Below are 23,655 nucleotides of genomic sequence, written 5' to 3' on the forward strand. Positions count from 1 at the left end.
ATTTCCAATAAGTTGCTTCAAATTTAAGAAAGAAATCATCAATTAGGCAAAATAATTCGGTACTATTAAACATCAGGACTAGAGCTTTAGGTTTGGTGTGGTAACTCAACTGATGGCTCTAGTCCTCTTATTTTTCAAGTCAATTTCTTATCCGCGATTCGGGTTATTTAGTAAATAATGCTGTCAAATTCGGTGGGTGATATAAGCTTTGCATATGGGAAAAAATGATCATTCCCGAAATTAAAAACGCCAATATTATTATTACAGAACTATACAATCGCATTTATTTAATTGGTCAAACCTACTAGGCCAACAGATTAACTTTATTTTGTTACAATTACAATAAAAGATTAATATTATTGAAATAATTGAATTTTTTAATAAATCCTCATCTTTTTTATAAGGAATATAAATATATATATAAGAAAACTTGATTATTTATATTTTTAGCGTATAGTTAACTTAACTAGAAAAAAGTCTTGTTTCGGTAAATCTTCTTTAAGTATCGCAGTTTTAGTCATAATCCTTCGTTTTTTTCAGATTTTAAGTCTCGTTCTTTATTATTTTCAAAGTTATAATCAGTCAATAAAATGACTAAAAATTATTAAAAATCAGTAGGATATATTATGTCAAACTCAAATGTTGTTAAAGGTACTGTAAAGTGGTTCAACGAAACTAAAGGTTTTGGTTTCATTCAACAAGAATCAGGCCCAGATGTTTTTGCTCATTTCAGCGAAATCGCTAGTTCAGGTTTCAAAACCTTACTTGAAGGTCAAATGGTTGAATTCAGTGTAGCTCAAGGTCAAAAAGGACCGAATGCTGTAAATATTGTTGCTATCTAAGTAATAATAAGCAGTAATAAAAAAGCACTCATTAGTGCTTTTTTATAATTCAAAATTTAATTTTAGAATTGTTTTCCAGATTGGAAAAATCTCCAAAAAATAGGATATAAGTTGTTAAAAATAAATGATTTAATTGCAAAATCTCCAAATGGTACCGAAATTATAGTATCGTTAATTCCTCTAAATAAAATGCAAAATACACGTCAGGGTTTAAAGAAAATTGAAGTAGGTAAGAGAGTTCTTCTTCAGTCTGGGATTGAAGTTGATTTAAATCTAGATGGTCGTACTTTTTATACTTCTTTACATCAATTATTTAAATTAAATCATAGAGTTGTTTAAAAAAATTATAAATATCGAATAGTTAACTTAATCATTTATCTTTCATAATTTTATCAAGGTATATTAATGTTTAAACAAAGTATCAGTGTAAAAGATCAATTTGGTATTAAACACTTTATTCAGGCAACAGTTGACAATCATTTTGCAAACACCCAATCATTTTCGAATATAAAACATATTACAGTTGATGGTGAGGATATTCGTCCTAGTTTTGAAATGTTTTTCCAAAGTACCTTAAGTGGAAAAATTTTCAAGATTGTATAAATTTGAATCCTGCTCAGGGCAATGTATCTTCATATGGATGATATGACGTGCAGATCCTTGAATATTTTATATAAATTGTTTTCCAATTGCGCCGATCTTAAAGCTGTCAAACCTGTTTAGCCCGATAGTTACCAAGTTCTTTATTTCTCGATAGATGGTGGAAACGGGCTTAACTCCTGGGCAAATATTAAAAATAAAAATTTACGTTTCTAGGCGGCATAAATTCCCAATCTTTCTTCTTTAGAAAGCAAGATAAATGCGAGTATCTCTATTTCAAAGCCATTCTTTGGTATCATCCGCCACAGGTGTTCCATTCATCAGATGCATGATCATGGCATGAGCGATGCTGCCCTGAAATGGAATCTCTGGCAACTGATCAAACTTGAAAAACTGAGCATCACTTAATTCATTCTCCTGTATTTGAATGTCGCCGGCATCATATTCAGCCTTAAATGCCATCATCAGGTTGCTTGGAAAAGGCCACGGCTGACTTGCCAGATATTGAATATTTTTGACCTGAAGCCCCACTTCTTCCAGAGTTTCACGACGCACTGCTTCCTCAAGCGTTTCACCCACCTCCACAAACCCGGCAATTAAACTGTACATCTGGGTTTTATTGCGGGCATTTTTCGCCAGTAAAATTTCATCTGTCCCGCGGGTAATGATGGTAATGACACATGGATTGACTCTTGGATACTGATTATAGCCACAGGCAGGACAGACCATTGCATACTGACTAACATGCTGCTGCGTCTGATGGCCACAATGACTGCAGAACTGATGATTACGACGCCATTCCAGTAACTGAACCGCGCGGCTTGCCTGCTCGAACTGCCGTCTACTCCACACCTGCACCAGCTGCCTGATCGGAACGAGCTGATAGCCTTCAGGTACAGACTCATTCTCCTTCAGATCCCGTGCAATGACTTCACCATCTGCAGACAAGTTCAAGTCATGCTGAAGCCTTTCCACCTGAGGCAACTGAAAATCCTCGTCAACCAGTAGTTGCTGCTGTCTAAAAATGTAAGCTTTTAAGTGCATGGTGGTCATTCAGATACCTTGATTAAAAAAAATCCCACACAGGGGGCGTATGGGACAAAACTAAGGAAGCTTACATGGAGTAAATTCATGGAAAATACTAAGCGTAACCGGACTGAATTACAATCACAATAATTTGTATCTTTTTGATTAAAATCACATAATTTTCACACCTGTTATGAAACAAATGACTTGGGAAAATTCAGGACAATAAGTAGGCCTGAGCCATTCATTGTTAAAAGCCTTGCCCCTGTTGATCCAGCTTGCTGCGCAGAGTATTTTCACAAAAAATTGAACCCTCAGCATTTACACTGCTGTTTCCTCCATGTCCTGAATCATGTTTATGCGTTTTGGTTTAATCCTCGGTGATCAACTTCGTCATCAGCTGGCGACACTCAAATTCCTGAACCGTGCACAGGACGTCATCTTGATGGCAGAAGTACTTGAGGAAAGTACTTATGTCGCGCATCATCCACAAAAAATAGCCCTGATTTTCAGCGCCATGCGCCATTTTGCCAAGGAGCTCAAAGCTCAGGGGTGGCGTGTCCGCTACCATCCCTTTCAACGTGACAGCAGGATCGGTAAACTGATTGATTTCGTTCAGGCACAGCAGCAATTGTTGCCAGCAAGTGCACTGGTCATTACCCATTGTGGTGAATATCGTCTGCAGCATGAAATTGAAAATCACTGGAGCAGCCAGCTGCAACTGCCGGTGCACTGCCTGAATGACGATCGCTTTTTTTGCAGTCCTGCCCAGTTCCGGCAATGGGCCAGCCAGTACCACACCCTGCGCATGGAATACTTCTACCGTGAAATGCGCAAGCAAACAGGTTATTTAATGCAGCAACAGCAGCCGCTGGGGAAACAATGGAACTATGATAGTGCTAACCGCAAGACTTGGTTAGGCCAGCCTTCCTTGCCTGCTCCGCTACGGTTTGAGCTTGATCAGATTGATTTGGATGTTATTGAACTGGTCAGACGCGAGTTTCCCCAACACATCGGGTCTGTTACAAATTTCCACTGGGCAACCACTCGCAGCAATGCCCTGCTTGCGTTGCAGCATTTCATTGCCAACAATTTGCCTCATTTTGGTGATTACCAAGATGCCATGGTGTATGGCGAAGATACCCTGTTTCACAGCCTGCTGTCGCCATACTTGAATTGCGGTTTGCTGGTGGCAAAAGAAGTTTGTGATGCAGCAGAAGCTGCCTACTACAGCGGTCATGCCCCACTTAATGCGGTGGAAGGCTTTATTCGGCAAGTCCTCGGCTGGCGGGAATATGTCCGTGGCATTTACTGGTTGCGGATGCCCGAATACGCCAGCAGTAATGTATTGAATTATTCCACTACCCTGCCACAATTTTACTGGACGGGCCGAACCAAAATGACCTGCATGGCAGAATGCTTTCGCAATACTTTTGAACATGCCTATGCTCATCATATTCAGCGTCTAATGATTACCGGCAACTTTGCTCTGTTAATCAGTGTGGATCCTCAGCAGATCAGTGAATGGTACTTGGCGGTCTATGCCGATGCTTATGAATGGGTGGAACTTCCGAACACCCTAGGCATGGTGATGCATGCTGATGGCGGTTTACTGGCGAGCAAGCCTTATGCGGCTTCCGGAAATTACATTCAAAAAATGTCCAATTACTGTAAGCACTGTCCTTACAATGTTAAAACAAGGACTGAAGCCGATAGTTGTCCTTTTAACAGCCTGTATTGGTATTTCATGATCAGGCATGAGGGAGTCTTCCGCTCCAATCCCCGGATGGGCATGATTTATCGACAGCTGGATAAACTGCAGGACAAAGATCAAATCATTGCACATGCCCAACAGTTGCTGAGACAGCTAGATGAGTTGTAGTGCCATGAAAAAACAGCATTTACCGGAAAAAATCTGTGCTCACTGCCTACGCCCCTTTACCTGGCGCAAAAAATGGCAACGCTGCTGGGATGAGGTCAGATATTGTTCTGAAAGATGCAAACGTCAATCCAAACAGCGCCTACCATAGAGTAACGCCGCTAGAAACGTTTGTACTGCCGGGAACAATAGGCCCGAATCACATCCGGTGAACGCAGTTGCAAATGTTTAGTTTTACGTCCTGTCACTCGTTCACGCCATAGTTTAAAACTACCTGGTTTCATATTCTGACGCATTAAGCGAATCACTGAAGGTTCATTCAAACCAAACTCACGCTGAATGGCTTCAAAAGGTGTTCTATCCTCCCAAGCCATTTCAATAATCCGTGACAGATCCGCTCCCACATATTCAGTTACATGATGCACAACATGCCCCTTATTCCTTTAATTTGTTTAAAAATATAGAAAGTTGATTGATTAAGTTCAAACGAATAACTATCTATAGCTCCTGATCAGATCAAACTGACGGATGTCATCTTATGAAAAGGAACATGAAGAATTTGTGATTTTTTAGGCTGCTCTGTATTTTTCTTATTCAATGCTATTCACGTGTAGCCCACATGACACTTTGCAGATCCTTTTAAGTGTTTTCTATAAGCGGATCATCAATTTTAAATACTTTGGGTTATCATTTATAGTTTGTAGGCACCTGATTAATTAGCTATTTTATCGAACTAACAGGTGTCTACAAAATTAGTGGCTATTCAAAGATACTTGCAAAATGTTATCGAAACAGAGGTAAAAGGTTGGGGCTAAGATTCAATTTAATTGCTAGGATTTATAATATAGAACTGAGCAAAAAGTGATTTATGAAAGATCTATTCTGTTCAAAAAAACTCATTAAGTTTTTATAAAAAAAGAAGCTATTTATAGCTCCTATTCAAAAAAATATATTCTGTTTAACATTTATTCTAAATAATCTGTGCGTAATAGAGGAATCTGTTGGGCGTGGCATTGGCGACGAATGGTCAAATCCATCTTAGAAATCGCTTGTGTAGTTAAGTGTGACTGTTCATATGCCAATAAACCTTGTAATTTTTTTAATAAACTCATCATTTTCCTATTTCCCTCAAGTTCTTAAACCAAATTTAATGACAGTATTTTATTTTATAAATATTTAATTTATATGAATATAATTATTAAATTTTATGAAACATATGATTCACTGAAGATTCATAGCGGCCACGCAATAAGGAGTAAAGCTAGAGCAAGAGAGTTTTAAAAATACCTGATTTTTTTAGTCAAGATTAGGTATATTGTAATTCACATATGCAATTCAGTTATTTTAAGAAGTTTGCTTGATTAATATCAGATAATGCTGAATTGATCTGAAATATTTTTCCACGAATATTTTTTACCCCAAAACTCGTCAGACGCGCAGTGTGCATTTTTAAATACTTTTCTGCATTTTCTTGATGATCAAATAGGTATATACCACCTGCTTCTTGAGTATCACTATTTTCTGTCCAGATTTTCCAGATCATGCCTGTTTCTAGATTAATACTTTCAGCAAGAGTTCGATAGGCTTGGCTCATCGCTTCACCAAATGGACCTTGAGATGGGAAATCCACCTGAAGAATAACGGCCATTGTTGTATCCTTTATAATCCAATACCAATCTTAATACTTGAACATTTTATAAATTTTTGTGCAAGTAATAAAAAAAAACTTTGAGGTAAGCTTTGCTCTTATAAAAATGAAATATTCCAGTTTTTAGGCCAGCAGAAAATTTCAGTGCTTCAGATTTTTCAGTTTTCACGAACCTGGGGCTGTATCTAAATACTAAAGACTAAATTGTTATTAATCTCTGCACACCAGTATTACTAATAAATTGCAAAAGGAAAAAGGATGGCTATTAACTTCAGTTATATAGTTTAGACTTAATAAACCTTTATAGCTTGGATAATTTTTTTGTGATTTTTAAAGGCGTGTATCTATTCTTTGATTATTATTACAATATCTTAAACGAGAAGCAGATCCCGGCTGCTTCAGTGACCCATAAAAATTCGAGCTGGATTAGCTAAAGTATGTGTGCTATTTGCTGTTTTGAATCTTAATACAAGAATGCTGGGTGCGATATGTACTTTTCACTTAGACAATCTTCTGTCCGATCAAAAACAACCTAATCAAAGTTAGAAAGCGATTCAACGCGATAAATCAGCAAGAAATCCCTGGACATGCGATTTTCGGCGTTTTTCTATTGATTACAACTTTAGGCATGATCTGCCCTTTTCTCCCCAAAAGCTCGTTATTGGTAATTAAAAGCATCATAAATTGCTTCAGCTTAGCTTATCTGGAATGACCACGGTGATAAAGCCTTTACCCATCTGCTAGAAAATTTTTGGTGTAGTTCGCCGAGCAAGGTAAAACAGCATATTTAGATTTAACTGTTTTTCGAGAGCATTGAACAGGTCTTCTACAGCATCGGAAATAGATCTATTCCCCTACTGCTGTAAATATCTTTAAGTATTTTTATTAGGGTTATATAGCTTCACAAAAAATTCACCCTGACATAATTATTATAATTGAAATTTAAGTGATCAAAGATATTTTCAAGTCACACTTAGCCGGATTAATTACGGCAATGCTTACTATATTTACATGTAGTAAGCATTTTATTTGATCTATTTTTAATAATTGTAAGGTAAATATAGGTCAGAGTAATTTTTTTGGATTAAAAAATAGGTATTTTGATTTCTGAATTTTTTATTCTCTATAGATTTAGTAGTTAATTATTTTCTATTTATTATATTTTAATAAAGAGAGAATATTATGATTTTACTGACTTTTTAAATATAAATGGATGAATCCGTGGCTATAAAATTTGTGGCTAAATCTAAATTACCGACCGCTTTTGGTGATTTTGACATTATTGTATTCCAAGACCCCGATACAGGCGAAGAACACATTGCCCTTTCTCAGGGATTGGATGCCATTTCAGCGCAACCCGTCTTAGTCAGAATTCATTCTGAATGTCTAACCGGAGATGCTTTTGGCTCATTAAAATGTGATTGTGGTCCACAATTACATTCCACAATGCAAATGATCAGTGATGAAGGTCAGGGGGTTATTTTATATTTACGCCAAGAAGGTCGGGGTATAGGGTTGACGAATAAAATTCGGGCCTATGCCCTTCAAGATCAAGGACATGATACCGTTGATGCAAATCTGCTTTTAAACTTACCGGCAGATGCACGTCACTATGATATGTGTACTGTTATGCTAGATTATTTAAACATTAAAGAAGTTAGTTTAATTACTAATAACCCTCTTAAAATTAATGCCTTAAAAGATTTGAGTGTAAATGTAGTAGAGCGTGTTCCTATAACGGTAGGTTTAAATATATTTAATGAAAATTATTTGCAAACGAAACAAGAGCGCATGTCACATATGTATGAGAAATGTGACTTTTAGTAGACGCGGATTTAAATTTCATTAATTTCTTAAATTAATATGCTGGATTGAAAATGCTCAATAAAATTTTATTAATATCATTTTGTCTTATTCCATTAAACGCAATTGCAGATGAAAATCAGCCTACTATCAAAAGATCAACAGGCTTTAGTGCAGGCTTAGGTATTGTTGGAAGCACGGGTCTATATATTGGTGAAGATACAAACCTTACGCCAGTTCCTATATTATCTTATGAAGGAGATCGCTTCTTTTTACGTGGACTCTATGGAGGAATGAAACTCTATAAAAATGAGTTATTTACCTTGAATGGCATCGTGAACGTCAATATGAATAAACTTGATGTTGATGATTTAAATGAATCGAAGTTGGCTCAAAAAAATTTAAGTAAAGTGCAATTAGAAGATCGTGATATCAGTGCTGATATTGGTTTAGAAGCGATAGTGAAAGCACCCTATGGCATTATTTCTGTGCAAGCAGTCAATGATATTGGCAGCGCCAGTGACGCGGCAGAAGTAAAAGCTAATTATCAGTATTTTTGGCGATTAAATAATCAATGGACTCTTATGCCAAATGTGGGAGTGGAATGGTTGTCGGATAGCCGAGCCAATTATTATTACGGCACACTAGATAGCGAAGTTGCTAAGGGCGTAGAAAAATATAGACCTAATAACCTCATTATTCCATATCTTTCCTTAGCGGCAAATTACTCATTGAATCCAAAAATAAGAGTAACTTCGGCCGTAACACATAAATTTTTACCCGATAAAATACTAGATAGTCCCTTAATTGATAAAGATTCAATGACCAACTTCTTTATGGGAATTACCTATAAATTCTAAGTTTATCTAAACTTAACGTAATACAGCTGATACCAAGTCAAAAGTGTAAGCCCAAAATAGAAATGTCCGGTTTCTCGAAAGAAAAAAATGTCCGCTTTTAGAATACTCAATTAGAGATTTTATTAGCGGGCTATTTAATATATTGAGCTCTATGTCAAATAAAGAACTTAAACGAGTAGCCGTATTGCAAGAAGCGGGTGATCAAATGCTTAACCCAGTTCCCGGACTGCTGAATACTTCATATCTCAGAACGTCAAAGCAGACGTTTAAGGCAGATATATAATGCTCAGTAGATGCATTAGCACAAGCTGCACGTAACCAAAACAGCCATCCCAAACTTTCTAAATCATGAAGATTAAAGTGGTTAGATATTGTCGCTGATCAATTCCCTGGTTTTGGACTCACCCTTGTACATGGAAAGTGCACGACCATTCATAACTTCAATAGAAACGAATTATTATTTGTCTAATCTTTGACTTCGCGCTTTAACCAATTAACAATATTCATCACCTCACTATGAGAACTATTTTTTCTTGTTATCGCATAAAAGTGATAGTCACAATATATAAAGCCAAAAGGCGCTATTACTCTTCCATTCAATATTTCTTTTTCTACTAAAATTTGAGGTGCTATGCTAATACCTAATCCGGAAACAGCGGCCTCTATCATTAAATTTAGACTATCAAAATAACGTTCACTAGATTTAGGCAGAGAATTAAGCCCTGATCTATCCAACCATATATGCCATGCGTTTTTATTGGAATGAGTGTGAAGGAGTGGATAATTCAAAATATCATTTGTCGCGTTTAAATTATATGTTTTACGACTACAAATAGGCCCCATGTTGTCAGGAAATAAAATGTATTTCTCTAGAGACTCCGGAAGCCTGTGACCTAGATGCAAACTATTGATAAAAATATCAATTTTTTCTTTTTCTAGTAACTTTAAATCATTGCATGTCATTAATTTAACATGGATATTCGGATAAATGAGTTCGAGTTTTTCTAATCGTGGAATTAGCCAATTGGCCATAAAACTATGAGAGGCTCCAATAACAATTTCAACTTCAGCAGCTTTATTGGTTAACTCAAAGACACATTTTTCTAGATCGTTAAAAAAGTGAGTACAAAGGCGGAATAAGTCTTCTGCATCTCTTGTTAAAGAGATAGTTGATGAATGGCGAATAAACAATTTTTTCTCAAGCCATTCTTCCAACTGTTTTATTTGATGGCTAACAGCACTATGGGTTACGTATAGTTCTTCTGCAGCTAAGCTGAAACTTCTGTTTCTAGCCACTGCTTCAAATGCTTTCAAAGCATTTAATGGTGGTAACTTTCTATATTTCATAGTGTGAATTTTTCTAACATCATGCTCTAAAAATATATCAATTATATAACAAATGAAAATCTTCTAAGATTAAGAAAATTTCAATTCTTCAAGTGATCTAAAATGACAACACTGTATACCGGAAATGGGCCTGATAAATCAGGTTTTTTTGGCAGATTTGGAGGGTGCTATATGCCCGAAAGTCTGATCCCTGCCCTCCAAGATTTAGAACGAGAATTTAATATTATTCGGCATAAAGCCGAGTTTTGGACTGAATATCGACAAATTTTAACGGATTTTGTTGGTCGCCCCAGTCCTCTTTTTTATGCAAAAAATCTAACAACCTATGCGGGAGGAGCCAAAATATATCTTAAAAGAGAAGATTTGAACCATACAGGTGCCCACAAGATTAATAATTGTGTTGGACAAATCTTGTTGGCTAAATTAATGGGTAAAACAAGGATAATTGCAGAAACAGGTGCTGGACAACATGGGGTTGCAACAGCAACAGTATGCGCTCTGTTTAAGCTTAAATGCACTATTTACATGGGAGAAACGGATGTTCATCGTCAGCAAACGAATGTTGATCGAATGAAATTACTAGGAGCCGAAGTTAAAAGCGTTCAGAAAGGTCGTGGAACGCTAAAAGATGCTATGAATGAGGCATTACGTGACTGGATCAGTAATGTAGACACAACCTATTATCTATTAGGAACGGGTGCAGGTCCTCATCCCTATCCAACCATAGTGAGAGAGTTCCAGAAAGTTATTGGCATAGAAGCTAGAAATCAAATACTGCTGAAAGAAAATCAACTGCCTGATGCTTTAGTTGCCTGCGTGGGTGGCGGATCAAACGCATTGGGGCTAATGCATCCATTCCTACAAGATACGGGTGTCAAAATGTTTGGGGTTGAGGCGGGTGGAAAAGGAACAAATAGCGCTGAGCACGCTGCATCTATTTCAAAAGGTAGCGTTGGTGTCCTGCATGGTAATTTGACTTATTTATTACAAGATTCAGATGGACAGATTATAGACGGACATTCGATATCGGCAGGATTAGATTATCCTGGGGTTGGTCCTGAGCACGGCATCCTGTTTGAAACAGGGCGCGTTAGCTATGTAGCTGTTAATGATGAGGATGCAGTCAAGGCATTTCAGATTTTAAGTCAGCAGGAGGGAATTATACCTGCGCTGGAGAGTGCTCATGCTATCGCCTATGCAATCAGACTAGCCAAAGAAATGCAGCCTGAACAGAGCATTATTGTCAATTTAAGTGGAAGAGGTGACAAAGATTTAAATACTGTCAAAAAATATCTTGCAGGAGTAACCGAATGAACCGTTTAGATCAAAAATTAAAGAAATTAAAACAGGAAAAGCGAAGTGGCCTGGTGTGTTATTTTACTGCCGGAGATCCTGGTTTCGCAGAAAGCTCTAATTTGTTTAGTCAATTAGGTCAAGCTGGAGCAGATATTATTGAAATTGGCATTCCATTTTCTGATCCCGTTGCAGATGGGGAGATTATACAAGCTGCGCATATCCGAGCTTTAAGGGCTGGCCAAACTGTGAATAAAACGATCGAGTTGGTCAAAGAAATAAGGTCGAATGATAACAAGACACCTATCGTATTTATGACCTATCTAAATCCTATTCTGCAATATGGTTTTGAAAAACTTGTATCTGAAACAGAAAACCTTATTGAGGGCATCCTTATTCTAGATGCACGACTTGAATATCAAGATCATTTTAAATTGATCTTAAATGCAAAAAATATGCACTTAATTTCTATGACCGCTCCAACCACTCCCATTGATAGGTTAGAACAAATATCACAGAGTTCTACAGGTTTTCTATATCAGGTTGCGGAAAATGGTTTAACGGGAGGAACTTTAAACCTACCCAATCTTGAGCGGAAAATATCGGAAATAAAACCAATTTTTCAGATTCCTATCGCCATTGGCTTTGGCATCAAAAATGAAAGTCATGTTAAAGCTTTAGCGAATAAAGCAGATCTAATTGTTGTAGGTTCAGCGCTTGTTGATACTTTTTTTAAGAAAGGTGTTAACGCTACTTTAGAAAAAGTAAGAGCTTTTTCACAGATCCTTAAACAAACTCAATAATTTTGTGTAGAGGGAGAAGATAGTTCTATTCTCCCGTTTTTTACTTATGAAATTAGTCAATTTTTATCAAATATCGATATAACCGCTGGCCTGCCAATCCCATATTCACGACAAAGCGCTGGAACAAGTGTACCAGATTCAGCCTGCTGCAAAATGGATACGATCTGACTGTCAGCAAATTTAGAGATTTTCACGCAAATTCTCCTGCCTATACTTTAAGAGAAAATTCTACTTTTAATTCCTATTATTTTTAGGGGGGATGGCCATTAATGAAAGTTTCACTGTTTTAGACTTCGAAAAAGATTTCTTAAAGTGAATAAAAAGGCACCTTTTAAAAGGTGCCAAATTAAGATTAGAATTTCTTAAATTTGAGGTTGTTAACTCATTAGGCTAGCTTTTCCAAAATTTTCTCGAATTTTGAATGATCTGTTTGCCACTGCGGCTTCTTGTCTTTATCAATAATCAATGCCCGCACGCCCTCGATAAAATCACCTTGCTCCAACCAGATGTCTTGTAAATCCCGTTCCAGCTGCATAGATTTTTCAAGGGATAAATTCTGACCCACTTGCTGTAACTTCAGACTGGCTTGTTTCGCCATTAAAGGACGTTGTTGCAAGGTGGCGAGCGTTTTATCCGCCCAAGCCTGATCTGTAGAATCGGTTTCATGCGCCAGACTTTGTTCAATTTCATCCAGGTTTTGATAGGCAAAATGCTTATTAATATGATCTGCACGTTTTTGTAATTCACTTTCTACAGGATGAGTAATAAAAGCGCTAATAATTTTTCTGATTTCCGTACTGGTCAAAGCAGGTGCAGCAATCAATGCAGCATGTAATTCAGCAAAGCGCTCACTTGGAACATGATAATCGACCAAATCTAAATAAAGCGCATCACTGCTGCTGATTTGTTCGCCCGTCAGCGCCAGATATACCCCAATTTCATCCAGTCTGGACAGAAAATGGGTCGCTCCAACATCGGGGAAAAATCCAATCGCTGTTTCTGGCATGGCGAAACGTGATTTTTCACTACTCACTTTGATCTGACAAGCTTGAGCTAGTCCGAAGCCCCCACCCAATACATAGCCGTCCATTAAAACGATAACCGGTTTAGGACAGTTACGTAGGCTGCTCAGCATCGCGTATTCAGTGGCAAAATACGTCTGATACCCATTATTTCCAGCTTTATAGCTGTCATACAGATAGCGAATATCTCCTCCAGCACAGAAAGCTTTCGGACTGTTAGAATTGATCAGAATGGCTTGTACCTTTGGATCATGGCACCACTCATCTAACTGTGCCTGAATACCTTGAATCATCGGCAGGGTTAAGGCGTTTAAATGGCTGATACGATCCAGACTAATTATGCCTAAACTTCCTTGTACGCTAATCGCTAAATTATTTTTATCGCTCATTTTATTTTCCTATTCTTGTTTTATTGATGGGTAAATTTGGCCGGGCGTTTTTCAACAAAGGCCTGCATGCCTTCTTTTTGATCATGACCGGCAAAAATGGAATGAAATACCCGTCGTTCAAAGCGCAAGCCTTCGGCCAGGCTCACTTCAAAGGTCCGATTAATCGATTCTTTAATCATCATCACTGCAGTAAGCGACTTTTCAGCAATCTTTTCTGCGGTTTGCAAGGTCTGTTCTAGTAATTCTTCTTTAGCAAATACGCGTGCCACTAAACCACTTTGTTCCGCTTCCTGCGCCCCCATTTGTCGCGCGGTCAGGCACATTTCCATGGCTTTGGCTTTACCAATGGCTAGAGTTAAACGCTGTGTCCCGCCAATACCGGGCAATACCCCTAAGGTGACTTCAGGCAAACCGAATTTTGCATTATCTGCGCAGTAAATAAAGTCGCACATTAAAGCCAATTCACAACCACCGCCCAAGGCATAGCCACTCACCGCGGCAATTAAGGGTTTACGGCGCTGGGCAATTCGATCGGCCAGACTGAAAAAATCATCCAGATAAATTTGCGGAAAGTTTAAATCTGCCATTTCTTTAATATCGGCACCGGCGGCAAAAGCCTTTTCTGAGCCGGTGATGACAATACAGCCAATTTCCGGATCTTTTTCAAGCTGATCCAGGGCCTGATTGACTTCAACAACCAGCTGGTTATTCAGTGCATTTAAAGCTTGTGGACGGTTTAAAGTAATCAGCCCGACCCCGTTACGTTGTTCTAATAAAATCGTTTGCCATTGCATGATTAAAATCCCTTTAAAATTATAGGCTGCGTGCAATCACCAGGCGCTGAATATCGCTGGTGCCTTCATAAATCTGACAAATGCGGGCATCGCGATAAATCCGTTCAATCGGAAAATCTTTCAGATAACCATAGCCACCAAAAATTTGTAAGGCCTTGGAACACACGCGTTCTGCCATTTCCGAAGCAAATAACTTGGCCATAGAGGCTTCGGTTAAACAGGCTTCACCGGCTTCTTTTTTGCGTGCTGCAAAATGGACCAGTTGACGCGCGGCTTCAATTTCGGTAGCCATACTGGCCAGCCTGAAAGAAATCGCTTGCTGCTCAAAAATCGGTTTACCAAAGGCCACCCGTTCATGCGCATAGTGGGTGGCTTCCTCCAAAGCAGCACGCGCCAGACCCACCGCCTGTGCCGCAATGCCGATCCGTCCACCTTCCAGGTTGGCAAGGGCAATTTTTAAGCCTTCTCCTTCTGCACCCAGTCTTAGGCTTTCATGAATGCGGACATCGGTTAGGGCAATCTGGCAGGTATCTGAGGCATGCAGGCCCAGTTTTTCTTCGACCCGAATCACTTCATAGCCCTGGGTATAGCGCGGCACTAGAAATGCGCTCATGCCTTTTTTACCAGCGCCTGGATCGGTCACTGCAAACACAATAATCATCCCGGCATTGTGCCCAGAGGTAATAAACTGTTTCGAGCCATTGATAATGTAGTGATCGCCATCTTTGACCGCCCGAGTTTTAATCGCTGCAGCATCCGAACCGGTATGCGGTTCGGTTAAGGCAAAGGCGCCTATCATTTCACCTTGAGCCAAAGGTTTTAAAAATTGCTGCTTTTGCTGTTCAGTTCCGAATTTAAAAATCGGCACACAACCCACCGAGTTGTGCACGCTCATGATGGCGGATGTTGCACCATCAGCCGCAGCGACTTCTTCTAAAGCCAGTACATAAGCCAGCGTGCCTGTACCTGAACCGCCCCATTCTTCTGGAATCAGCATGCCCAGAAAACCCAGCTCACCCATTTGGGACAAAGTCTGTTTAGGAAATATGCCCTTTTGGTCCCACTCGCCGGCAAAGGGTTTAATCTGTTCCTGGGCGAAGCTTTTGGCCATATCCTGAATCAGTTGTTGCTCTTCCGTAAATTGCATTGATTCTTCCTTCAATCTCTTTAATTCGATCTTTTATTCAATTTGCTGGCTTTGGTTGATTTATGCGGTCTTCACCTGCTGCTTATTGATTTCCTGATTGCGCAGTAAAAAGCGCTGAATCTTACCGCTCGGGGTTTTTGGCAATTCAGTGACAAATTCAATCAGGCGTGGATAGGCATGTGCAGACAAACGTTTTTTCACGAATTGTCCTAATTCTTCTTGCAGATCAGCAGTCGCATGAGCAGGATTGGCCAGAATTACAAAGGCTTTAATCACTTCGGTACGTTCAGGATCAGGTACACCAATCACCGCCGCTTCAATCACGGCATCATGCTCAAGTAAGACACTTTCTACATCGAATGGGCCGACCCGATAACCTGACGTTGTAATGACATCATCACTACGCCCCACAAAACTCATACTGCCATCGGCATGAATTTCTGCGGTATCTCCGGTCAAATAATAGTGTCCTACAAATGGAGATTTACGGCTTTCTTCATAACCGGAGAACCACATCATGGGCGATCGGCTAATATCAATCGCCAGGATTCCGGGAGTGTCAGCAGCTAATTCATTACCCTGTTCATCCACGACCGCGATTCGATAACCGGGGCTGGCAAAACCTGCCGAACCTGCACGAACCGGATGTTCAAGTGCATGGTGATTACACACCACCATGCCGACTTCAGTCTGACCATAATGGTCATAAATCGGCACATCCAGAACATCTTTAAACCAGCGGATCACTTCCGGATTTAAAGGTTCGCCGGCGCTGCTGACCACACGCAATTTACCGCGCAGTTGCGCCATCTGGGCAGGATCTGCTGCCATCATCATGCGGTAAGCTGTCGGTGCGCCGGCAAGATTGGTGATGCCATATTCCTTGACTATTTCACAGACACTTTCTGCATTAAAACCACCTTCATAAAATAAGGTCGAATGTCCGAGCAATAAGGGTCCGGTAATGGCGTAATACAAACCATAAGCCCAACCTGGATCGGCAATATTCCAGAAAGCATCTTCAGCGCTTAACCCGATGGCATTGTGCATATAGCCCGCAAAAGCAATCAGCGCTTTGAGCGGTACTTTCAAGGGTTTTGCCGGTCCAGTAGTACCTGAGGTAAACATCAATAAGAACGGATCATTTATATTGAGCATTTCTATTTCACAACCTTCAGCTTGACGATTCAACACCGTCCAAAAACTGAGATCGTGTGGATAGGTTTCCGCTTGGGTTTCAGCATGTACGGTGACAATCGCCGGACAATGGCTAATCTCGGATAATTTGTCCCGATTGGTCAAATCAGTCACCACCAGTTTGCTCTGGGCAAGCTGAATACGATGCTCAATGGCTTTGGGACCAAAGGCAGTAAATAAGGGTTGATATACCGCACCGATTCGCCAGGTCGCCAAAATGGTAATAATCAGCTCGGGGGTACGTGGCAATAATCCGGAAACGCGATCACCTTTGCCAATCCCTTGAGACTTTAGGAAATTTGCAAACTGACTGGAATATTTCTTCAGTTCGCGAAAGCTATATTGTTCTTTACGGCCATCTTTACCGTACCAGAACAGGGCAATCGCATCGGAATCGGCATGACGGTCACAACATTCATAGCAGGCATTTATCGCCTGCATGGAACCGGATAAAAACTGACTTGCAACCGTATTTAAATCAAAATCTTGTGCCATTTTTTGATAATTGAGCATGTTAAACCTCAGCCTGAATTTATAGTTATTACTGACAGGGTGTTTTTTGATGGAGCCTCTCCTTGCTCCATCAATGATGATTCAATTGTTAGGCTGGTGGTGCAGTGTATTGATGCATGATGCTGGAGAAGTCCAGAGTGGCATCGCCTTCCTGACAAAGCTGCTGATAGAGCTTCTGTACCATGCTCCCGAGTACAATCGGCTGATCAACCTGTTGCGCTGCATCGACGGCCAAACCCAAATCCTTGAGCATCAGCTGGGCGGCAAAACCGTCTGTATAACCCCGTGATGACGGCGCATTGGCACAGATATCCGGCCAGGGATTATAGATTTCAGAACTCCAGCAACGTCCGGTTGAGCTATTGATCACTCCAGCCAGAGCCTGCGGATCAATTCCCAGTTTGGCTCCAAGTGCCATCCCTTCTGCAACAGCAGTCATGGAAATACCCAGAATCAGGTTATTACAGATTTTTGCCACCTGTCCTGTTCCTACAGCGCCACAATGCACCAGATTTTTACCCATACAGCTGAGTACCGGTTTTACCGCCTCAAAGGTCGCTGCATCTGCACCGACCATAAAGGTCAAGGTGGCATCTTTGGCGCCCAAAGTCCCGCCGGATACCGGTGCATCACAGACACGAATCTGTCTGGCCTGAGCTGCTGTAGAAATTTCCTGAATGGTTTGCGGATCAATGGTACTGCTATCAATACACAAACTGCCCGCCTGAAGTACGTCCAGAATACCGTGTTCACCGAGATAAACTTCACGTACATGCTTGGCTGCAGGCAACATGCTGACCACGATATCCGCCTGCTTCGCGGCAGCTTGTGGACTGTCACAGACCACACCGCCCGCTTGTGCAAAATGCTGTAAAGCCACTGCACTTAAGTCATAACCAAAAACCTGATGGCCCGACTTGAGCAGGTTCTGTGCCATGGAGCCGCCCATGTTGCCTAAACCAATAAATGCAATCTTCATGCTGATGCTCCTTAACGCAAACTGATCGTGGTATTCACACCTGTGGTTTCCTGATCATCCTCAAACCAGCGACTGGTAATGGTTTTGGTCTGGGTATAGAACTGCACCGCCTGTTTGCCATAAGGACCTAGATCGCCGAGCTTTGAACCACGCGAACCGGTAAAGCTGAAGAAAGGCACAGGTACGGGAATTGGAATGTTAATGCCAACCTGACCGATATCAATCTGGTGCTGGAATGTACGTGCAGTATTGCCATTTTGGGTAAAGAGTCCCACACCATTGCCAAATGGATTGGCATTAATCAGCTGAATGGCTTGTTCTAAAGTATCAACATGTATGATGGCCAGTACCGGACCAAACACTTCTTCCTGATAAATACGCATATCGGTCGTGACCTGATTAAAAATCGTCGGCCCGACAAAATTGCCTTTTTCATAACCCGGAACATTCACATCACGACCATCGAGCAGCAATTCAGCACCCTGTTCGACCCCACTGTTAATTAGATCAATCACACGCGCTTTGGCACGGGTTGAAATCACCGGTCCAACATCGGTATTCGGTTCATGGCCTGCATTAACCTTTAAGGTTTTGGTTTTATTGACCAGTTCATCGACCCAGTGCTTGGTTTCACCGACCATCACGGCTACTGAAAGCGCCATACAACGCTGACCGGCTGCGCCAAAGGCTGCACCGACTAGCGCATTTAATGTCTGTTCTTTATTGGCATCCGGCATGACTACAACGTGGTTTTTAGCCCCCATCATCGACTGTACACGTTTACCATGTTGTCCCGCCAGGTTATACACATGCGTACCTACAGCGGTCGAACCGACAAAGGAAATGGCTTTGATATCGTGATGGGTACACAGCAGATCAACCACTTCTTTACCGCCATGCACTACATTTAATACACCAGCTGGTACACCTGCCTGAATCGCCAGTTCAACCAGCATCATGGTCGATAGCGGATCTTGTTCTGAAGGCTTTAAGACAAAAGTATTGCCGCAGACAATCGCCATCGGGAACATCCACAGTGGAATCATCGCCGGGAAGTTAAACGGCGTAATCCCTGCACAGACACCCAGTGGTTGCTGCAAGGTATAGGTATCAACACCGCGTGCCACACCTTCAATATATTCACCCATTTGTAGTGAACCGATAGAACAGGCATGCTCCACCACTTCTAAACCACGCTGAATGTCACCTTCGGCATCGGCCAGGGTTTTGCCCTGTTCCGCCGTTAATACTTGGGCAATACTTTTTGAGTTAGTACGAATCAGATCCTGCAGCTTCAGCATAATCCGCATACGTGCCTGAATCGGGGTTTGGCGCCAGCTGGCAAAGGCATTTTGTGCGGCAGCAATCGCGGCATTGACTTCTTCTGCGGTAGCAAATGGTACCTGACCCAAAACTTCTTGAGTGGCAGGGTTGATAATATCTTGCCAATGACTGGTTTTTGATTCGACAAATTCACCATTAATGAGGAGTTTTGCGGTGGTGAATCCGGTACTTTGCTGTGGATGATGAATGGCGTTCATGGTCGCTCCGTGCTGGTTTGTTATTGTCGTTGTATCTGCCTTTACTGGCTTTATTCGGCGTATTATTTTTACGCTGTTTCTGCAGACTAACAAAGAACACTTTGACCACCAATAGAAATTGGTGCACGATGATTGTGCAAATTTGCACAGGCATTTAACAGGATGTTAAATAAAAAATGAAAGTGGATTGGGATCATTTACGTTTCTTTTTGGTTTTAGCGCGTGCCAAAACGCTCACCAATGCAGCACGCTTGATTGGGGTGGAACACAGTACCGTGGCACGGCGGATTCAGGCTCTGGAAAACACCTTGGGTACTCAACTGTTTAAACGCGAAGCGACAGGTTATGAGCTGACATCGGAAGGCTTGGCACTGGTACCCCGTGTAGAGCAAATGGAACAGTCGTTTATCCAGATTGACAAACGCCACGACCCCTTGCAAGGTCGGGTAAGGATTGGTGCGCCGGAAGGCTTTGGAACTGCATTTTTAGCGCGGTTATTGGCCGAGTTTTCTCAGCATTATCCCTCCTTAACCATTGATTTAATTCCTGTTCCGAAAACCATTAAATTGTCACATCGTGAAGCCGATATTGTGATCGCGATTGACCGGCCCAAATCTGGACCCTATATCATTACCCGTCTCTCGAATTACTGTTTAAAGCTGTATGGCAGTAAAAAGTATTTACAACAAAATCCCCCAATTAAACGGGTAGAAGATTTAACTCAGCACCGTTTTGTCGATTATATTGATGATCTGGTTTATAGCTCAGCGCTGTATTCGCTGGAACGCTTACCCCTGCAATTGACTGCCTGTTTTCGCAGTAACAGTATTCTGGCCCAGCAAATTGCGGTCAGTGCGGGTGCCGGACTGGCGATTTTGCCGCGATTTATTGCCCAGGATAAACCTGAACTTGAAGAGGTACTCAGTGAGCAGGTGAATTTTGCACACACTTTCTGGATGCTAACCTTGGTTGATTTACAACATGAACCCCGGATTAAACTGGTCTGGGATTTTTTGCGTAAACAGGCAGATATTCAGCAAGCGGTGTTAATGGGCAGATAAATCATTTCTTGATCTTTAGATGACTTTTTTCTTTGTAACTTGATTTAATCTGTATTGAGTTGAATCAACTTAAGCCATAACGTATCGATACAGCAAATAAACCTATAAGAACATTTTTCAAGCTGTGTACTTGCTAAATTAACAGCCGATGACTTGAATAATTTTTAGGAAAATACAGGAAAATAATATGAAAGTACTGATTGTTCTGACTTCACATGACACGCTTGGTAATACCGGTAAGAAAACCGGCTTCTGGCTGGAAGAGCTGGCTGCGCCTTATTATGCGTTTATCGATGCCGGTGCAGAAGTTACATTAGTCTCTCCTAAAGGGGGGCAGCCGCCGTTAGACCCGAAAAGTAATGAAAAAGATGCCCAAACTGAAACCACTCATCGTTTCGAAGCGGATACATCTGCCATGCAAGCGTTGGCGAATACCCAGAAACTAAGTGAAATTTCTATTACCGATTTTGATGCAGTATTTTATCCGGGTGGGCATGGCCCATTGTGGGATCTAGCCGAAGACCAGAACTCGATTTCCTTAATCGAACAGACTTTGCAGGCAGATAAACCTGTGGCATTGGTCTGTCATGCGCCTGGCGTACTACGTTATGTGAAAGACAGTGATGAGCAACCGATTGTAAAAGGCAAATCAGTCACAGGCTTTAGCAATACTGAAGAAAATGCTGTAGGCCTGACCGAAATTGTTCCCTTTTTGGTCGAAGACATGCTCAAGGAAAATGGTGGACAATATTCCAAGGCAGAGGATTGGCAGGTTCATGTACAGCAAGATGGCTTACTCATTACCGGACAAAACCCGGCGTCTTCTGCTGCTACAGCAGAAGCACTGTTAAAATCACTAAAATAAGCAGAGATAAGTATAGAAAGATTAGTGTACAAACACATTCACTACATAAACTCAGTGAATCCTGAGTTTATGTAGCTGGTATGCTGGCCTTTAAGTTATGCAAACGAAATTTGAACCTAAGACATTAAGATGCCTTTATTTTGACTGATAAAGGCAATCAGAAAGTCAATAAAACAAGAATGGGGCTAAATAGGTATTTGGCAATCTGAAAAAATTAAAAATTCTTGGAAGACTATTATCGAAATAGAGATAAAAAATTAGTTTAAGATGTAATTTAATAGCTAGAATTCATAAAATTTAACTAATGAAAAATAATTTATAAAATAGGTTTAATATAATCTATCAGAAAGTTACACCTTGTCTTTCCGCATATTCATATATATAACTTCCCCACCACTGCATCATTTCCATACGCTGATTAATATATTCAGCATGATTATAACTTGCACGAGTTTTATTTTTATCCGTGTGCGATAACTGCGCTTCAATCCAATTTTGTTGAAATAAACCCGATTCATTTAATATGGTACTAAATGTAGATCTTAAACCATGAGATGACAGCTCATTCTTACTATATCCCATTTTACGGATTACTGTATTTAGCGTATTAAAATGAATCGGTTTGTCTTTATAGCGTGGACTTGAAAATACATATTTTTCACCGTAAGACCACTCAAGTGCTGATTTTATAATACAAATAGCCTGATCCGACAAAGGGACCAGAAAATCAGGAATCTCATGGCCTAAAATAACTTTACGTCTAAACTGCTTAATATGTAATGCCGGGATTCTCCACATTTTATTTTCTATATCAAAGTGATGGGGTTCACTAAGAAGTAATTCAGTGCCCCGAACCCCTGTATATAATTTAAGCCATAAGGCTTTTTTAATAAGGCTATGAGTATTCACTTGATTTAATTTATTTATGAATTCTGGAATATCATGCGATTTTAAATAAGGATAGTTTCTCTTAATCTTATTATTAACCAGTATTTTATTTAAACCATTTGCAATATTGTATTCACAATAACCCATCGCCACAGCATAATCATAAATTTGATTTAAATAACTATAAGCTTTTTTAACCGGTTCTTTTACTTCTCTAAATTCAATTTTTTTTATGACTGTTACTAAATCATATCGTTTCACTTCTTCAAATGCCATATCACTTAATTCTGGATATATATCATTGGATAAACATTTTCTTGCCAATTGAATAACACCACAACGTGGCTCATCACTAAAAGAATTTCTTATTTTAAATTCTAACCATTCCTCACAAATATCTTGGAAGGATTTTATTTTTTTATTACTTATACTTTTAAGAGTGTAATTATTTAATTTATATTCATCTCGTGCAAACCTTGCATCTTTTAATAACATTGAAGGATACATACCCAGTTTTATTCTTGGTCGCTTGCTTGATCCTTCTACAGAATATCGATAGCTCCATGACTTGCGTCCATTCGGTTCAATTTTCAGGCTTAGGCCTTCATCATCTGCTAAAAAGTAGATTTTATCCTTCGGTTTGGCTTGGCGAACCTTAAATTCTGTAAGACTCATAAAATTGCATGGAACCACTAATGACGCTGGATAGTTTGATTATAGCAAAATAAACATACTTTTATATGATGCGTATGATACGCATCATATAAAAGTATAGTCTATTGTTATTTAATAATTTTATTTAGCATTAAATAATTTTAATCACCAACCTAGTAACCAGCTTAGCAACCCTAAAAATAATCTTGTGAAGTGCTGACTAGAGATCTAATTCATTTTTTATTTGGAACTTGGCTTTTATAGTCATTTTTTGAATAGAGCAAAAATAAATTACGGATGTGAAATTTTCCTGAATTTCCTAGCTAAAGAGTATCTGGAATGAGTTGATATTTAACCAATGAAGATTCATATATACATATGGGGCGCAGTTAACCCGCCATTTCCAGAATTAGACTAGATCACTGTAAATATTAAATACTTTTGATAAGAGATAATGAAATAGCGAATGGATAAACAGGAGAAATGGCTATTGCAGATGTGAGC

At 40.0% G+C, this 23,655-nt stretch carries 23 protein-coding genes; 11 read left to right on the plus strand and 12 right to left on the minus strand.

Annotated elements, in window-relative coordinates:
* The first annotated feature begins 626 nt into the window (after nucleotides 1-626).
* From ACP69Y_RS12465 to ACP69Y_RS12475, 3 genes are all read left to right on the plus strand, one after another.
* Nucleotides 627-842, plus strand: a complete 216-nt coding sequence (locus ACP69Y_RS12465) for a cold-shock protein (RefSeq protein WP_004649268.1) — start codon at nucleotides 627-629, stop codon at nucleotides 840-842.
* A gap of 111 nt (nucleotides 843-953) precedes the next feature.
* Complete coding sequence (locus ACP69Y_RS12470; protein WP_425918692.1) at nucleotides 954-1,181, plus strand: hypothetical protein; 228 nt, start codon at nucleotides 954-956, stop codon at nucleotides 1,179-1,181.
* 66 nt (nucleotides 1,182-1,247) lie between these two features.
* Entirely contained in the window at nucleotides 1,248-1,445 is a 198-nt protein-coding gene (locus ACP69Y_RS12475) for a hypothetical protein (protein WP_425918693.1), read from the plus strand.
* A 273-nt stretch (nucleotides 1,446-1,718) separates the two neighbouring features.
* On the opposite strand, the gene nudC is transcribed toward ACP69Y_RS12475, so the two are convergent.
* Nucleotides 1,719-2,486: an NAD(+) diphosphatase gene (gene nudC / locus ACP69Y_RS12480; protein WP_425918790.1), complete on the minus strand. Its 768-nt coding sequence runs from the start codon at nucleotides 2,484-2,486 to the stop codon at nucleotides 1,719-1,721.
* Between the two features lie 340 nt (nucleotides 2,487-2,826).
* Between nudC and ACP69Y_RS12485 the strand changes: the two genes are divergently transcribed.
* Both ACP69Y_RS12485 and ACP69Y_RS12490 read left to right on the plus strand, forming a co-directional pair.
* On the plus strand, nucleotides 2,827-4,350 hold the full coding sequence (locus ACP69Y_RS12485; RefSeq protein ID WP_425918791.1) for a cryptochrome/photolyase family protein: 1,524 nt from the start codon (nucleotides 2,827-2,829) through the stop codon (nucleotides 4,348-4,350).
* Nucleotides 4,351-4,354: 4 nt separating this feature from the next.
* Nucleotides 4,355-4,498: a DUF2256 domain-containing protein gene (locus tag ACP69Y_RS12490; RefSeq protein WP_425918792.1), complete on the plus strand. Its 144-nt coding sequence runs from the start codon at nucleotides 4,355-4,357 to the stop codon at nucleotides 4,496-4,498.
* Nucleotides 4,499-4,508: 10 nt separating this feature from the next.
* On the opposite strand, the gene ACP69Y_RS12495 is transcribed toward ACP69Y_RS12490, so the two are convergent.
* The 3 genes from ACP69Y_RS12495 to ACP69Y_RS12505 form a co-directional block, all read right to left on the minus strand.
* Nucleotides 4,509-4,751: a TIGR03643 family protein gene (locus ACP69Y_RS12495; RefSeq protein WP_425918794.1), complete on the minus strand. Its 243-nt coding sequence runs from the start codon at nucleotides 4,749-4,751 to the stop codon at nucleotides 4,509-4,511.
* 561 nt (nucleotides 4,752-5,312) lie between these two features.
* A complete protein-coding gene (locus tag ACP69Y_RS12500; RefSeq protein WP_165494068.1) occupies nucleotides 5,313-5,462 on the minus strand; it encodes a hypothetical protein in 150 nt (49 codons plus the stop codon).
* 224 nt (nucleotides 5,463-5,686) lie between these two features.
* A complete protein-coding gene (locus ACP69Y_RS12505) occupies nucleotides 5,687-5,995 on the minus strand; it encodes a monooxygenase (protein WP_425918694.1) in 309 nt (102 codons plus the stop codon).
* Between the two features lie 1,221 nt (nucleotides 5,996-7,216).
* On the opposite strand from ACP69Y_RS12505, the gene ribA reads away from it, so the two are divergent.
* Both ribA and ACP69Y_RS12515 read left to right on the plus strand, forming a co-directional pair.
* Nucleotides 7,217-7,819: a GTP cyclohydrolase II gene (gene ribA, locus ACP69Y_RS12510; RefSeq protein ID WP_425918695.1), complete on the plus strand. Its 603-nt coding sequence runs from the start codon at nucleotides 7,217-7,219 to the stop codon at nucleotides 7,817-7,819.
* 53 nt (nucleotides 7,820-7,872) lie between these two features.
* The gene (locus tag ACP69Y_RS12515; protein WP_425918696.1) at nucleotides 7,873-8,658 is read left to right on the plus strand and encodes a MipA/OmpV family protein; all 786 of its coding nucleotides are present in this window, start codon (nucleotides 7,873-7,875) and stop codon (nucleotides 8,656-8,658) included.
* A 465-nt stretch (nucleotides 8,659-9,123) separates the two neighbouring features.
* On the opposite strand, the gene ACP69Y_RS12520 is transcribed toward ACP69Y_RS12515, so the two are convergent.
* Entirely contained in the window at nucleotides 9,124-10,005 is an 882-nt protein-coding gene (locus tag ACP69Y_RS12520) for a LysR substrate-binding domain-containing protein (RefSeq protein ID WP_425918697.1), read from the minus strand.
* Between the two features lie 102 nt (nucleotides 10,006-10,107).
* Between ACP69Y_RS12520 and trpB the strand changes: the two genes are divergently transcribed.
* Together trpB and trpA are read left to right on the plus strand one after the other, a co-directional pair.
* Nucleotides 10,108-11,319 carry a tryptophan synthase subunit beta gene (trpB, locus tag ACP69Y_RS12525; protein WP_425918698.1) on the plus strand — a complete coding sequence of 404 codons (1,212 nt, stop codon included), beginning with the start codon at nucleotides 10,108-10,110 and terminating at the stop codon, nucleotides 11,317-11,319.
* The gene (trpA, locus tag ACP69Y_RS12530) at nucleotides 11,316-12,101 is read left to right on the plus strand and encodes a tryptophan synthase subunit alpha (RefSeq protein ID WP_425918699.1); all 786 of its coding nucleotides are present in this window, start codon (nucleotides 11,316-11,318) and stop codon (nucleotides 12,099-12,101) included. Before trpB ends, trpA begins: the two co-directional genes overlap by 4 nt.
* 385 nt (nucleotides 12,102-12,486) lie before the next feature.
* Here trpA and ACP69Y_RS12535 read toward each other — a convergent pair whose 3' ends face one another.
* From ACP69Y_RS12535 to ACP69Y_RS12560, 6 genes are all read right to left on the minus strand, one after another.
* Nucleotides 12,487-13,512, minus strand: coding sequence for an enoyl-CoA hydratase/isomerase family protein (locus ACP69Y_RS12535; RefSeq protein WP_425918700.1), 1,026 nt, complete (start codon nucleotides 13,510-13,512; stop codon nucleotides 12,487-12,489).
* A 20-nt stretch (nucleotides 13,513-13,532) separates the two neighbouring features.
* Complete coding sequence (locus ACP69Y_RS12540) at nucleotides 13,533-14,306, minus strand: enoyl-CoA hydratase (RefSeq protein WP_425918701.1); 774 nt, start codon at nucleotides 14,304-14,306, stop codon at nucleotides 13,533-13,535.
* A 19-nt stretch (nucleotides 14,307-14,325) separates the two neighbouring features.
* Entirely contained in the window at nucleotides 14,326-15,453 is a 1,128-nt protein-coding gene (locus ACP69Y_RS12545; protein ID WP_425918702.1) for an acyl-CoA dehydrogenase family protein, read from the minus strand.
* Between the two features lie 60 nt (nucleotides 15,454-15,513).
* On the minus strand, nucleotides 15,514-17,163 hold the full coding sequence (locus ACP69Y_RS12550) for an AMP-binding protein (protein ID WP_425918703.1): 1,650 nt from the start codon (nucleotides 17,161-17,163) through the stop codon (nucleotides 15,514-15,516).
* Between the two features lie 88 nt (nucleotides 17,164-17,251).
* Nucleotides 17,252-18,142: a 3-hydroxyisobutyrate dehydrogenase gene (gene mmsB / locus ACP69Y_RS12555; RefSeq protein ID WP_425918704.1), complete on the minus strand. Its 891-nt coding sequence runs from the start codon at nucleotides 18,140-18,142 to the stop codon at nucleotides 17,252-17,254.
* A gap of 11 nt (nucleotides 18,143-18,153) precedes the next feature.
* Nucleotides 18,154-19,683, minus strand: a complete 1,530-nt coding sequence (locus ACP69Y_RS12560) for a CoA-acylating methylmalonate-semialdehyde dehydrogenase (RefSeq protein ID WP_425918705.1) — start codon at nucleotides 19,681-19,683, stop codon at nucleotides 18,154-18,156.
* A gap of 176 nt (nucleotides 19,684-19,859) precedes the next feature.
* On the opposite strand from ACP69Y_RS12560, the gene ACP69Y_RS12565 reads away from it, so the two are divergent.
* Nucleotides 19,860-20,744 (plus strand): LysR family transcriptional regulator, encoded by an 885-nt coding sequence (locus ACP69Y_RS12565; RefSeq protein WP_425918706.1) that lies wholly within the window; start codon nucleotides 19,860-19,862, stop codon nucleotides 20,742-20,744.
* 187 nt (nucleotides 20,745-20,931) lie between these two features.
* Nucleotides 20,932-21,609, plus strand: a complete 678-nt coding sequence (locus ACP69Y_RS12570; RefSeq protein WP_425918707.1) for a type 1 glutamine amidotransferase domain-containing protein — start codon at nucleotides 20,932-20,934, stop codon at nucleotides 21,607-21,609.
* A gap of 342 nt (nucleotides 21,610-21,951) precedes the next feature.
* Here ACP69Y_RS12570 and ACP69Y_RS12575 read toward each other — a convergent pair whose 3' ends face one another.
* On the minus strand, nucleotides 21,952-23,172 hold the full coding sequence (locus ACP69Y_RS12575) for a tyrosine-type recombinase/integrase (protein WP_425918708.1): 1,221 nt from the start codon (nucleotides 23,170-23,172) through the stop codon (nucleotides 21,952-21,954).
* Nucleotides 23,173-23,655: the final 483 nt, after the last annotated feature.

Origin of the sequence: Acinetobacter sp. TSRC1-2, assembly GCF_049895885.1 — a bacterium.
In the GTDB taxonomy this organism is placed as follows: domain Bacteria; phylum Pseudomonadota; class Gammaproteobacteria; order Pseudomonadales; family Moraxellaceae; genus Acinetobacter.

Excerpts from the sequence above, each read along its gene's own strand:
- ACP69Y_RS12490 (WP_425918792.1), top strand. The coding sequence starts at position 4,355 with ATGAAAAAACAGCATTTACCGGAAAAAATCTGTGCTCACTGCCTACGC.
- ACP69Y_RS12515 (WP_425918696.1), top strand. The coding sequence starts at position 7,873 with ATGCTCAATAAAATTTTATTAATATCATTTTGTCTTATTCCATTAAAC.
- ACP69Y_RS12475 (WP_425918693.1), top strand. The coding sequence starts at position 1,248 with ATGTTTAAACAAAGTATCAGTGTAAAAGATCAATTTGGTATTAAACAC.
- ACP69Y_RS12565 (WP_425918706.1), top strand. The coding sequence starts at position 19,860 with ATGAAAGTGGATTGGGATCATTTACGTTTCTTTTTGGTTTTAGCGCGT.
- ACP69Y_RS12570 (WP_425918707.1), top strand. The coding sequence starts at position 20,932 with ATGAAAGTACTGATTGTTCTGACTTCACATGACACGCTTGGTAATACC.
- ACP69Y_RS12505 (WP_425918694.1), bottom strand. The coding sequence starts at position 5,995 with ATGGCCGTTATTCTTCAGGTGGATTTCCCATCTCAAGGTCCATTTGGT.
- ACP69Y_RS12485 (WP_425918791.1), top strand. The coding sequence starts at position 2,827 with ATGCGTTTTGGTTTAATCCTCGGTGATCAACTTCGTCATCAGCTGGCG.
- ACP69Y_RS12545 (WP_425918702.1), bottom strand. The coding sequence starts at position 15,453 with ATGCAATTTACGGAAGAGCAACAACTGATTCAGGATATGGCCAAAAGC.
- ACP69Y_RS12575 (WP_425918708.1), bottom strand. The coding sequence starts at position 23,172 with ATGAGTCTTACAGAATTTAAGGTTCGCCAAGCCAAACCGAAGGATAAA.
- mmsB (WP_425918704.1), bottom strand. The coding sequence starts at position 18,142 with ATGAAGATTGCATTTATTGGTTTAGGCAACATGGGCGGCTCCATGGCA.
- ACP69Y_RS12540 (WP_425918701.1), bottom strand. The coding sequence starts at position 14,306 with ATGCAATGGCAAACGATTTTATTAGAACAACGTAACGGGGTCGGGCTG.
- ACP69Y_RS12550 (WP_425918703.1), bottom strand. The coding sequence starts at position 17,163 with ATGCTCAATTATCAAAAAATGGCACAAGATTTTGATTTAAATACGGTT.
- nudC (WP_425918790.1), bottom strand. The coding sequence starts at position 2,486 with ATGCACTTAAAAGCTTACATTTTTAGACAGCAGCAACTACTGGTTGAC.
- ACP69Y_RS12465 (WP_004649268.1), top strand. The coding sequence starts at position 627 with ATGTCAAACTCAAATGTTGTTAAAGGTACTGTAAAGTGGTTCAACGAA.
- ACP69Y_RS12500 (WP_165494068.1), bottom strand. The coding sequence starts at position 5,462 with ATGATGAGTTTATTAAAAAAATTACAAGGTTTATTGGCATATGAACAG.
- ACP69Y_RS12520 (WP_425918697.1), bottom strand. The coding sequence starts at position 10,005 with ATGAAATATAGAAAGTTACCACCATTAAATGCTTTGAAAGCATTTGAA.
- trpA (WP_425918699.1), top strand. The coding sequence starts at position 11,316 with ATGAACCGTTTAGATCAAAAATTAAAGAAATTAAAACAGGAAAAGCGA.
- ACP69Y_RS12535 (WP_425918700.1), bottom strand. The coding sequence starts at position 13,512 with ATGAGCGATAAAAATAATTTAGCGATTAGCGTACAAGGAAGTTTAGGC.
- trpB (WP_425918698.1), top strand. The coding sequence starts at position 10,108 with ATGACAACACTGTATACCGGAAATGGGCCTGATAAATCAGGTTTTTTT.
- ACP69Y_RS12560 (WP_425918705.1), bottom strand. The coding sequence starts at position 19,683 with ATGAACGCCATTCATCATCCACAGCAAAGTACCGGATTCACCACCGCA.